Genomic DNA, 11,222 nt, shown 5'->3' with positions numbered 1-11,222 from the left:
CCGGGGGGCGCGCGGGTGCTTCGGGGCGGCGCCCGCCTGGTGTCGTCCGGGGGGGGGGCGGGGGGGGGGGGCGCCCCCCCCCCCCCCCGCGGTGATCAGCGCGTTGACCCGTCGCGAGCGCGCCGGGGTCGTTTCGGTGTTCTGACGTCCGGGCCCGCCGTCAGCCGTTCGTCGGGAAAGTCCACACGGCGCGGGGGCCGGGGCCGACGACGAGGGTGGACCGGCCGATCCGTTCCTCGTGCCGGTCCGCCACGGGCCGGTTGAGCGTCAGGTCGATCTGCCGCAGCCCCGCCTGGGGGCGGGGGACGGTGTCGAACCGGATCGTCGTGCCGCCCCGCAGCGCCACGACACCACCCGGGACGGTCCGGACGACGAACCCGCCCGCCTTCAACAGCGGAACCGTGTTGGCGAGGTCCCGTTCGGTGACCGCGAGGTGGATGCCCGCCACGTCCCGCATCTGGTGGTCGCGGTAGTCGTTGTTCAGGTAGCGTTCCCGGCCGACGTCACCGGGGAAGCGCGCCGGTTCGGTCTTGCCGCGCGGATCGGCGAAGTACTCCGGCCGGTACTCCATGCCCCAGGTGTCGAAGGCGTCGTACTGCTCGCTGGTGAGGACGGCGTCGAACCACGGCACCGGGACACCGTCGCCGAAGTCCCTTGTCTGCAGGAACTTGATCGGGTTGGCGACCCCCTCGTCCTTGAGCCGCTCGGTCACCTTCGCGAGGTCCCCTGCCCGCTCGACCGAGGTCCCCATCCCGGCGGAACCGAGGGCGCCGCTCTGGCCGTCGATGTCGCCGACGCCGAACAGCTCGAGGTAGGTCTCGCGGCCCATCAGGTAGCGGCCGGTCCATTTCTGCCCGCCCGTCCCGGTCGTGGTGCGGACCTGGAAGCTGGCGAAGTCCCGCAGGTAGGTGGAATGTTCGATGGCGTCGGCGGTCTCCCGGTCGAACACCCCGTAGGCGTGGTTGAAGAACAGCAACTGTCTGTCGGAGACCGGCGGGTTTTCCTCCGCTTGAGCCGTCCCCACACCGGTGAGGGTGATGGCGAGGGCCGCGGTGAGGGCCATGGTCTTCCGCAACGTCCGGCGAATCGTCATGGCCGGATCCTAAGGCGGAAATCCCCGCGCCAAGGCCGTTTTCGGCTTTCCCGGCCGGGATCGCGAAACGCGTTCGGGACCCCTCCCGGCGGCCGGGCCTAGGGTCCGCCTGGTGAAGGGGATGACTGCGGGCGGCCGCGCCTGGCGCCGCCGCGTGCCGGTGGTGCTGATCGCCGTGACCTGCGGCGCGACGGTGACCGTCGCGCTCACCGGGGCCGCCAAGCCGCTGGGCGGGATGCAGTTCCTGCCGGTCGGGCACTGGGTCTACAACCTCGCCGCCCGCGCGGTGTTCCACGTCGACGGCGCGACCAGCAGCGTCGACGCGCAGACCCCGGTGCCCGGCGATCCGGGCAGTCAGGTGGTGCAGGGGGACAGCAGCGGTTACGTCGTCGGCCAGGGCCGGATCACCGAGTTCGGCAAGTCGAACCTCGCCGTGGAGCCGTCGATCGTGCCGCCGACGGGCGAGGTCGCGGTCGGAGTGGAAACCGCGGGCGGTCCGTACCTCGTCTATCGTGAGGCCGGGCGCGTGGTGCGGCTCGGCCATCCGCCCGCGTCGATGTCCGCGGGCGGTCCGGTGGGCGATCCGGTCGCCACCAGCAACGGGACGCTGTGGCTGTTCCGCAAGACTTCGGCCCTGCTCTGCGATCTGGTCAGCGGCGCCGACCAGCTTTCGGCCTGCCCGGTGTCCGTCCCGGCCGGCCACACCGGCGCGCTGACGCTCGTCGCCGACCAGCCGTGGTTCGTCGACACCACCGCGGCCGAACTCCGGCCGGTCGGCGCGGCGGGCCTCGGCGCCCCGCTGCCGTTGGGTGTCACGCCCTCGCGACAGGCGAACCCGGCGGCCAACGACGTGTCCGGCCGCGTCGCGATCCTGGACCGGCAGAGCAACCGCCTGTACTTCGTCGACACCACGCATCGGGGCGAGAAGCCGGTGATCGTCGAACTGCCGGAGGGCGACTACAGCGACCCGGTGTCGACCGGTCGTGTCGTCGCGCTGGTCGACAAGAAGTCCGGCACGTTGCTGACCTACGACGCCACCGGCAGGAAGGTCGGCTCGCAGCCGATCCCGCCGGAGTCCGGGATTCCGCGCGTCAGCCGGGGCGAGGACGGCCGCGTCTACGTCGACGGCGCCGAGGGCGCGCACGTGCTCGTCGTCGATCACGACGGCAAGATCGTCGACGTCCCGATCGGCGGCGACCGCACGGGCGACGTGCCGAAACCGCAGAATCCGCCCGACGGAAGCGTGGTACCGCCGGTGGAACAGCGCCGTGGTGGCACGGACGGGCCGGTCGCGCCACCGGGTGGGCAGGGCCAGCAGCGGCCGGGGCCGGGAGCGGGAGACCGGCAGGGACCCCCTGGCAGGCAAGAGCCCCAGAACCCGGTCCCGCCGAAGCCCGCGCCGCCCGCGGCCGAACCGCCGAAAACCCAGCCGACCGCGCCCGCGAGCCCACCCGGCGCCCCGTCGTCGGTGTCGGCCACCGCTGGCAGCGGCTCGGCGACGGTGTCGTGGGGCGCGGCGCCGGACAACCGCGCGCCGATCACCTCCTACCGGATCAGCTGGGCGGGCGGATCCCAGACCGTCGGCGGCGACGCGCGCAGCGCGAACATTTCCGGTCTGGCCAACGGAACCCGCTACACGATGACGGTGACGGCGGTGAACAAGGCGGGCACCGGACCGGGTGCGTCGGCCACGGTGACCCCGGTGGCCGCCGCGGGCGCGCCGCCCAACCTCACCGCGAGGCCCCAGGGAACTGGAGCGGTCGTCAGCTGGGGAGCGCCCGCGATGAACGGCGGCACGCTCGTGCACTACGTCATCAGCGCGACAGGGAAGGGCTCGCAGACCACCAACGGGACCAGCATGACGTACGGCGGGCTGAGCGGATCGGTCACCTTCACCGTTTACGCGGTCACGAAAACCGCCGACGGGCAAACGCTGAACGGCGCTTCCTCGTCGAAGACGATCCAGATCGCGGCGCAGGGGACCATCACCATCAGCCAAGGCGCGCCTGGGTCTAGCGACAACTGCAAGAGGCCGAACTGCTACTGGATCAACGCGTCCTTGAAAGGCTTTGCGCCGAATACCAGATACACGCTCAGGTTGAGTTCTGACAGCAATCCCAAGGTCCACGAGGAGGACACCACTCCGACCGACGCCAACGGTTCGGTGAATTACAACAAGGTCAACTATGACGTACCAGGCCAAACTGTCTGGATCACCGTGCTCGACGCCAACGGCAGGGCCCTCGCTACATCCAACAAAATCAAGTGGGAGAAACGATGAACCGAGCGCCCGCGATACCGGCGCACGAGGTCTACGAGCGGATCGCGGCGAATGTGCAGACCGTCGTCCGCGGCAAGCCCGACCTGGTGCGCCTCGCGATCGCCGCGCTGCTCGCCGAAGGACACCTCCTCGTCGAGGACGTCCCCGGTCTCGGCAAGACGACGCTGGCCCGCTGTCTCGCGCGCAGTGTCGGCGGGAACTGGAACCGCATCCAGTTCACCCCCGATCTGCTGCCCGGCGACATCACCGGCGTCCCGGTCTACCACCAGCACGCCGAGCGGTTCCAGTTCCACCCCGGCGGGGTGTTCGCCAACGTCGTGCTCGCCGACGAAATCAACCGTGGTACCCCGAAAACGCAGTCGGCGCTGCTGGAGGTGATGGCCGAGCGGACGGTCACCGTCGACGCCGTGCGGCATCAGGTGCCGCGCCCGTTCCTCGTGGTGGCGACGCAGAACCCGATCGAGATGGAGGGCACCTACCGGCTGCCGGAGGCGCAGCTCGACCGGTTCCTCATGCGACTGGAGGTCGGCTATCCCGATCTGGCCGCGGAGGTCATGGTGATCATGAGCGACTGCGCCGGGGTCGACCCGGACGAACTCTCGCCTGTGGTGGACATCCCGACCCTGCTGGGCGCCGTGACGCAGGTGCGGGCCGCGCACGTCGAGCGCGCGATCTGCGAGTACGCGGCGAAACTGGCCGCGGCGACCCGGGAACACGTCGCGCTCCGGTACGGCGCGAGCCCGCGCGGCAGCATCGCGCTGATCCGCGCGGCGCAGGCGGTCGCGGCCACGCGTGGCCGCGCGTTCGTCACTCCCGACGACGTCAAGGAGATCGCGCATCCGGTGCTCGGGCATCGCGTCATCCTCACCTCCGAGGCCGAGCTGAACCAGGTCTCGCCCGCGGAAGTGATCGACAAGGTGCTCGCCGCCGTGCCGGCACCCGGGATGACCCGCACGGGGGCTTGATGACCCCGGCGATGCGGCCCACCCGGCGGGGCGTGGTGGTCCTCGCGGCCACGCCCGTGCTGTTCGCCGCCGGGCAGTGGGCTGGTTATCCCCTTTTTCTCGCACTGGCGGGATTCTGCGGCGGAATCCTGCTCGCGGCCGTCGCGCTCACCGCGCGGCGGCCGCGGGTGCGGGTCACCAGGGAGGTCTATCCCGAACGGGTCGAGCGCGGCGGGGCCGCGTTCGCGAAGCTGCGGGTGCGCAGCACCGCGAACCGGCGTCAGGCCGGGTTCACCGCGGGAGACCGGATCGGGAGCGGGTTCCACGCGGTGGCGGTGCCCGCTTTGCTGCCCCACAAGGAAACCGAGCGGGTCTACGACCTTCCGACCGGACGACGCGGCCGTCATCAGGTCGGCCCGCTGACGCTGGACAGGGTCGACCCGTTCGGGCTCGGCCGCGCTCACGTGACCACCGGCGACACCACGACCCTGTGGGTGCACCCGCGCGTGCACCCGGTCCGCGCGCTCGCGGGCGGTCATCCACGGCACCACCACGAAGGCGTGGCGTCCAACGACGCGCTGCGCGGTTCCTTCGACCTGCGCGAGGTGCGCGAATACACGGTCGGGGACGAAGTGCGGCACCTGCACTGGAAAGCCACGGCGCGTACCGGGCAGCTGATGGTGCGTGAGTACATCGATCCGGATCAGCCGAGGTTCACCGTCCTGCTCGACACCCGCTTTCCCGACGCGCTCTTCGAGGAGGCCGTCGACGTCGCCGCGTCGCTCGTCGCGGCCGCCGCCGGGGCAGGCCACCGCTGTCGTCTGGTCACCTCGTGCGGCCTCGACGTCGCGACCGCGGGCGGGCCGTCGGCCGTGCGGCTGCTGCTCGACGAACTGACCGTGCTCGATCCGCACCGCGACCCGGGACAGGCTCTCGTGCCCGGCTCGCTTTCGCGGTCCGGGGGCGGTGGGCTCGCCGTCATCACCGCCGGTCTGCCGCCCGCCGATCTCGCTTCGCTGACCGGGGTTCGCTCGCGGTACTCCCCGCTCGTCGTGGTCGTCCTCGGCGGGGGAGCGGTGCCGGTGGTGCCGGGCGCCAAGGTCGTCGCCGCGACCGGCGCAGTGGACGCCGTCCGCCGGTGGAACGTGGTGATGCCGCGATGAAAAGCTTGTGGCACAAGGGATTCGACACCGAGGCGATCGCATGAGGTCCCGTCTGGCCGTCTGGTGCGTACTGCTCACCGCGGCCGTGTCCGGCCTGCTCTTCGCGCCGGTGTTCGGGTTCGTCCCGCTGCTGGTGCCGATCGCGGCGGTACTGCTTTCGAGCGTGCTCGTGGCCGAGGTCTGCGCGCGGCTGCCCGTGCTCAGGCCGTGGCGGCCGCTGCTCGCCCTCGTCGCCGGGCTGGTCGCGGTCATCGAGACCGAACTGCGGGACACGACGGAAACGGGCCTGCCGACCGGTGAGACGTGGCGGGCGCTCGCGGGGGGCGCGGTCCATTCGTGGCAGCTCACCTTGCAGTCGACCTGGCCCGCGAGGCCGGACGCGGAACTGCTGCTGTTCGTGCCGCTCGCGGTGCTGCTCACTGCGGTGCTGGCCGTCGAACTGCTGCGCTGGACCCCGGCCGCGCTGGTGCCGGGGCTGGTGCTGCTCGGTGTGAGCCAGGCGTACGTCGCGTTGACCGGTCCACTGGGGACAGTCGCAGGGCTGGCTTACGCCGCGCTGTCGGCCACGCTGTTCGTCCTGCGGCGCCCGTATTCCGTCAGCGCCCGGCAGGTGACCGCGCTGGCGCTGGTCGTGCCCGTGCTGCTCGGCACTGCCGGTGCGGTCGTCGTCACGGTGCTCGACCAGGGAAACCGGCCCTCGCTGTCGGCACGGACCGGCCGGGAGGTGCCGCTGCCACCGACGCGGGTCACCAATCCGCTCGACGAGGTCGCGGCCCGGCTGAAGCAGCCGGAGAACCCCGTCTTCAGCTATACGAGCCCCGATCGCGTCGACCGCTGGCGGCTCGCCGTACTCGACGAGTTCGACGGCGCGAACTGGTTCCCCGACGACGACTACCGCCGGATGGGCACCCGGCTGGACCCCGCGCCGGGCGTCACCGCGCCCACCACCGTCCACAGTGCACAGATTCAGGCATCCACTGTGGACACACCATGGCTGCCGAGCCAGGCCACGCCCGCCGAGGTCACCGGGGCGGCCCCGCTGATCGCCCCCGCATCCGGCATGCTGCTGTCCCAGGAGCCCGCCGGGCCCGTCGGCTACCGGCTGAGCTGGCGCGAGCCGGACGTCGACGCCAGGAAGCTGGCCGACGCCCCGATCGACTCGACGGTGCCCGCCCGCGGGCTCGGCGCCGTCCCGCCGGGCATCGGCGAGCTGGCCAGGACGGCGGTCGGCGGGCTGCGGCCGTCCTTCCAGGCCGCGTTCGTGCTGGAGCGCTACCTGAGCACCCACTACCACGTCGCCACCGGGCCCGGCCTGCCCACCGGCAGCGGCTGGCCGCAGCTCGGGAACTTCCTGCTGCGGACCCAACGCGGGACGAGCGAGCAGTTCGCGGCGTCCTATGTGGCGCTCGCCAGGATCGTCGGCATCCCCGCGCGGATCGCAGTGGGCTTCCGCGCCCCGGCCGCGCCACCCGGCACGCCGGTGGTGGTGCGCGACGGTGACGTCCTCGCCTGGCCGGAGGTCGCTGTCGCCGGCGTCGGCTGGGTGCCGCTCGACCCGAGCGGCACGGCGGCGGGTCCCGGCGGCGCGCCCGGCGCTTCCCCGACCGGGCTGGCGGCGGCCACCGCGCAGGCCCGCGCGGAACTGCCGCCGACACGGGACCTGAAGGACCCGCAGCTGCCACCGTCCGATCAGGACACCGGGGACACGGGTGCGATGAACCTGCCCTTGGCGCAACTGATCGTGCCGGTGTTGCTCGGTCTCCTCGCGTTGCTGGTGCTCGGCGTCGCGGGGTTGCCGGTGGTCAAGACCTGGCGCGGATATCGCAGGCGCCGCCGCACCGGGGCCGACGGCGTGATCGCGGCCTGGTGGGAGGCACGGGATCTGGTGCGCGCACACGGGGTTTCCTGCCCGGCGGGCACCACCGTCCGTGAGCTGTCCGTCGCGGCGTCGGCCACCCTCGACCGGACCGTGGTGGACGGGCTGGTGTGGCTGGCGTCCCAAGTGGACATCGCGCTCTGGTCGGGTAACGGGGCGGACGGCGGCACGCTGAACCAGGCGTGGGGCGCCGTCGACGCGATCCGCCGCAGCCTGGCCGAACGGTCGCGGCGCCAGCGGGTACGGGCGGCGTTCGACCCGCGCTGCCTGTTCCCACCACGAGAGGTTGTGGCGGTGGCATGATGATCGAGCAACGCTCGGGTTTCCGGTCGTCCTTCCGGCGGCGCCGGCCCGGTGGCACGACGTCGCCGGGTGCCTGGTCGGCCCCGATCGGCACCGGCCCGGTCGCGACCGTCTACTCCGGACACTCCGACGGGGTGCCGGTGGCGTTCAAGGTGTTCCCGGACCGGATCGACCGGCGCACGCTGACCACCCTCGAGGACGAGCAGACGAAGCTCGCCGACCTCGTCGGGACCTACGCGATCCTGCCGGTGCAGGACCTCGACCAGGTCGCCGACGGCAGGCACGCGCTGCGGATGGAGCTGTGCCAGGAGTCGCTGGCGGACGTGGTCGCGCGGACCGGCGCGCTGGCACCCGGCGACGTGCTGGTCTTCGGCCACGCCATCGCCGCGGCCCTCGCTGCGGCGCACGCGGTCGGGGTGGTGCACGGCGGGGTGAAACCGTCGAACGTGCTGATCCGGATGTCGGGGCAGCCCGTGCTCGCCGACTTCGGGGTGGCGCTGCGGCGGGCGTTCCCCCGGGACGTCGAGCGCCTGCTCGACGGTCTCGCCCCGGAGACGCTGCGCACGGACACCTTCGACGAGCGCAGCGACCTCTACGGCCTCGGCGCGTTGCTGCACACCGCGCTCACCGGGGAGCCGCCACTGCCGAGCAGACTGGGCGAGCGGCTCGGCGACCGCATGCTGCGGCTGCTGCGGACACGGGTGCCCAGGATCGACCGGCCCGGTGTCCCGGACCAGCTGTCCGAGGTGGTGGCCCAGCTGCTGCTGCCCGAGCCCGAGCGCCGCCCGCCGGGTGCCGCGTGGGTGGCCGAGCAGCTGGCCGACCTGCTGCCCGGCACGTCGCTCTCCCCGGTCGTGTTCCCGCCCGCGGAGTGGCCGAGTACCGAAGACGCTTCGTGGCAGGCGAAACCAGCGCCGCGTAGGTCCTTTGTGGACACGATGCCGCCGGTGGCGGACGCGGAGACGTTCCCGCCGCCGATGTCCGTTCCCGAGGCGCGCCCGGTGCCGGCGGATTCGCTCCCGCCGGGTTCGGTCGTGTCCGGGGTGACCCCGGCGCCGCCGGAGGCCACGCCGTCCGGCGCGCGCCGGATGCTGTCGTTCGCCGGGGTGGGCGTCGCGTGCGTGGCCGTCGGCGCGCTCGCGGTGTGGTTGTCGCTGGGCGGCGGGCCCGGATCGTCGCCGGCGTCGTCCTCACCGACGCCATCCTCGGCGCCCGCCTCGCCCCCGGCGTCCGCCGCTGACGAGGTCGTCGTGCTGGACCCTCCGGTCGACCGCGGCACCGACGTGGTGCTCACCTGGCGGACCTCCCGGCTGATGGACTACGGCGTGGTGATCGCGCAGGAGGGCGAGCCCACGCAAGTCCTCCTGGCGGGGCGGGTCAGGACGAAGACGGTGCCGGTGGACCCGAAGCGCCGGTACTGCTTCCAGGTCCAGGCCACCGTGGGCGGCGCGGTCTACACCAGCAACGCCGTGGCGGTGCGTGGCGCGGTGTGCCGCTGAGCTACCGTGGCGTTGTGCTTGTCCGGTCGATCCTGTTGTTCGTCGCGGCGGCGGTGCTGGAGATCGGCGGCGCCTGGCTGGTGTGGCAGGGAATCCGCGAACATCGCGGGTTGCTCTGGATCGGCGGCGGCATTGTCGCGTTACTAATCCGGCCAAAAGTAGGCCGACCCCTGCGCGGCACGTAACCGTTGCTACGAAGTCATTCGGCCGTGGCTGTGGTCGGATTAGTAACGAACGGCACAGTAGGACTGTACGGGTTCGTCGCGACGCTGCAGCCCGACGCGCACTTCGGCCGGATCCTCGCGGCGTACGGCGGAGTGTTCGTCGCCGGATCTCTCGTCTGGGGCATGGTCGCGGACGGCTACCGGCCCGACCGCTACGACGTCATCGGCGCGCTGCTGTGCCTCGCCGGGGTCGCGGTGATCATGTACGCGCCGCGGACGGGGTAACGCGTGGGCTCGTGCCCCGATAGAGGGACGTGACCGAACCGGTTTTCCCGCCGCCACCGTCTTCGCCCGCTTCCGCCGCCACCGCGCGTCGCAGGCTCTCGCCGGTGCTGGCGCTGATGATCGTTGTCGTGGTCCTCGGCGCCGGGCTCGCGGTCTACGGCGGGGGAACCGTGCTCTTCGGCTACCGCCGCGTCGCCATCAAGTACTCCGGCATGAGCCAGACCCTTCCCCAGGGCACGGTCGCCTACCGCTCGGCCGGCGGCGTCGAACTGCACCGAGGGGACATCGTCGTCTTCGACTTCGGTTCCTACCCCGGCGGGGGACCTCCTGGCCGGGTGATCGAACGGGTCATCGGCCTCGGCGGCGACACGGTGACCTGCTGTGATCAGCAGAACCGCATCAAGGTCAACGGCAAGCCGGTCACCGAGGAGTACCTCTACCTGCCGCCCGCGGAGGGGAAGGACCAGATGGCCTTCACCGCGCAGGTGCCGCCGGGGACGGTGTTCGTAGCGGGCGACTACCGGAACAACTCCCTCGACTCGCGGATGGCGAGCACGGTGGCCGGTGCGGGAGCTGTCCCGGTGTCCGAGGTGTACGGCGTGGTCGTGGCGGTCGGGAACCCGGTGACCGCGCGGACGCTCACCCCGACGACGGCGTTCACCGACGCCGGACTCCCGGGCACCCCGCTGTCCGACAGCGGCTACGCGAACGGCCGCTGGCTGTTCCTCGGCGGCGCGGTGCTGTTCCTGGCCGGCTTCGTCGGCCTTCTGGTGACCATCACGCGTGCCGCGCGGAAACGTCGTCGCGCGCCGGTCATGCCTTGACCGACACGCCGGGGATGCCTTTCAGCTCGCCCAGCAACGGAGAGCTGACCGTCACGGGATAGTCGTCGAGGGCGTAGCGGCCGCGCCGCCGCTCGCTGACGAGTTCGAGCAGTACCGGCGTGTCGCCGCGGTGGGCGAGCAGAGTTTGCTTCAGTTCGCTCACCACGGCGAGATCGAGCTTCTCGGCCGCGGCCAGCAGGACCAGCGGCGGGTCCGCGTCGCCGCGGTCCACATCGGACAGATCGAGCGGGACGAGCCCGCCGCCGAACACCGACATCTTGTCCTCCCGCCAGTTGACCCTGCCCTTGACGACTACGGCGTTGTCCTCGACGAGATCCGCCGCGAAGATCGCGTACGCCTTGGGAAAGAACAGCACTTCCAACGCGGCGTCCATGTCCTCGACCGTGCAGATGGCCCAGGGCTCGCCCTTCTTGTTGACCCGCCGCTCCAGCGACGTGATGAGCCCCGCGAGCACGACTTCGCCTTCCTTGGGTGGATCGGCGAGGAGCGCCGCGATCGGTTTCCTCGCGTGCTTCCGGAGGATGCGTTCGGCGCCGTCCAGGGGATGCGCGGAGACGTAGAGGCCGAGCATTTCCCGTTCGTAGCCGAGGAGTTGTTTGCGTGGGTATTCCTCGTCGGTGAGCCGCAGGTGCGCGAGCGGGGACGCGGCCGAGTCCGCCTGCGTGTCGTCGCCGCCGAAGAGGTCGAACTGGCCCATGGCTTCCTGGCGTTTGAGGGGGACGACGGCTTCGACGGCGTCTTCGTGGACCTGGATCATCGACAGGCGAGG

At 71.8% G+C, this 11,222-nt stretch carries 8 protein-coding genes and 1 pseudogene; 7 read left to right on the top strand and 2 right to left on the bottom strand.

Annotated features, from left to right (window positions below):
* Nucleotides 1-160: 160 nt before the first annotated feature.
* Nucleotides 161-1,093, bottom strand: coding sequence for a DUF5829 family protein (locus ACFWY9_RS18320; RefSeq protein WP_378330828.1), 933 nt, complete (start codon nucleotides 1,091-1,093; stop codon nucleotides 161-163).
* Between the two features lie 121 nt (nucleotides 1,094-1,214).
* On the opposite strand from ACFWY9_RS18320, the gene ACFWY9_RS18315 reads away from it, so the two are divergent.
* From ACFWY9_RS18315 to lepB, 7 genes and pseudogenes are all read left to right on the top strand, one after another.
* Nucleotides 1,215-3,374 carry a fibronectin type III domain-containing protein gene (locus ACFWY9_RS18315; protein ID WP_378330854.1) on the top strand — a complete coding sequence of 720 codons (2,160 nt, stop codon included), beginning with the start codon at nucleotides 1,215-1,217 and terminating at the stop codon, nucleotides 3,372-3,374.
* Nucleotides 3,371-4,339 carry an AAA family ATPase gene (locus ACFWY9_RS18310; protein ID WP_378330827.1) on the top strand — a complete coding sequence of 323 codons (969 nt, stop codon included), beginning with the start codon at nucleotides 3,371-3,373 and terminating at the stop codon, nucleotides 4,337-4,339. The genes ACFWY9_RS18315 and ACFWY9_RS18310 overlap by 4 nt, the downstream gene beginning before the upstream one ends.
* Nucleotides 4,339-5,481 carry a DUF58 domain-containing protein gene (locus tag ACFWY9_RS18305; protein ID WP_378339319.1) on the top strand — a complete coding sequence of 381 codons (1,143 nt, stop codon included), beginning with the start codon at nucleotides 4,339-4,341 and terminating at the stop codon, nucleotides 5,479-5,481. The genes ACFWY9_RS18310 and ACFWY9_RS18305 overlap by 1 nt, the downstream gene beginning before the upstream one ends.
* A 40-nt stretch (nucleotides 5,482-5,521) precedes the next feature.
* Nucleotides 5,522-7,660: a transglutaminaseTgpA domain-containing protein gene (locus ACFWY9_RS18300; protein WP_378339318.1), complete on the top strand. Its 2,139-nt coding sequence runs from the start codon at nucleotides 5,522-5,524 to the stop codon at nucleotides 7,658-7,660.
* Nucleotides 7,657-9,159, top strand: coding sequence for a serine/threonine protein kinase (locus ACFWY9_RS18295; protein ID WP_378339317.1), 1,503 nt, complete (start codon nucleotides 7,657-7,659; stop codon nucleotides 9,157-9,159). Before ACFWY9_RS18300 ends, ACFWY9_RS18295 begins: the two co-directional genes overlap by 4 nt.
* A gap of 14 nt (nucleotides 9,160-9,173) precedes the next feature.
* A pseudogene (locus tag ACFWY9_RS18290) lies at nucleotides 9,174-9,608 on the top strand (YnfA family protein).
* Between the two features lie 29 nt (nucleotides 9,609-9,637).
* Nucleotides 9,638-10,432, top strand: coding sequence for a signal peptidase I (gene lepB, locus ACFWY9_RS18285; protein ID WP_378330822.1), 795 nt, complete (start codon nucleotides 9,638-9,640; stop codon nucleotides 10,430-10,432).
* Here the strand turns inward: lepB and ACFWY9_RS18280 are convergent.
* Nucleotides 10,422-11,222: OB-fold nucleic acid binding domain-containing protein (locus tag ACFWY9_RS18280; protein WP_378339316.1), on the bottom strand; the 801-nt coding region annotated here is incomplete at its 5' end. The two genes, lepB and ACFWY9_RS18280, sit on opposite strands and share 11 nt — an antisense overlap.

Origin of the sequence: Amycolatopsis sp. NPDC059027 (genome assembly GCF_042739735.1) — a bacterium.
Taxonomy (GTDB): Bacteria; Actinomycetota; Actinomycetes; order Mycobacteriales; family Pseudonocardiaceae; genus Amycolatopsis.
Note: the sequence above shows the minus strand (reverse complement) of the source record. Positions and strands in the feature narration are given on the sequence as shown.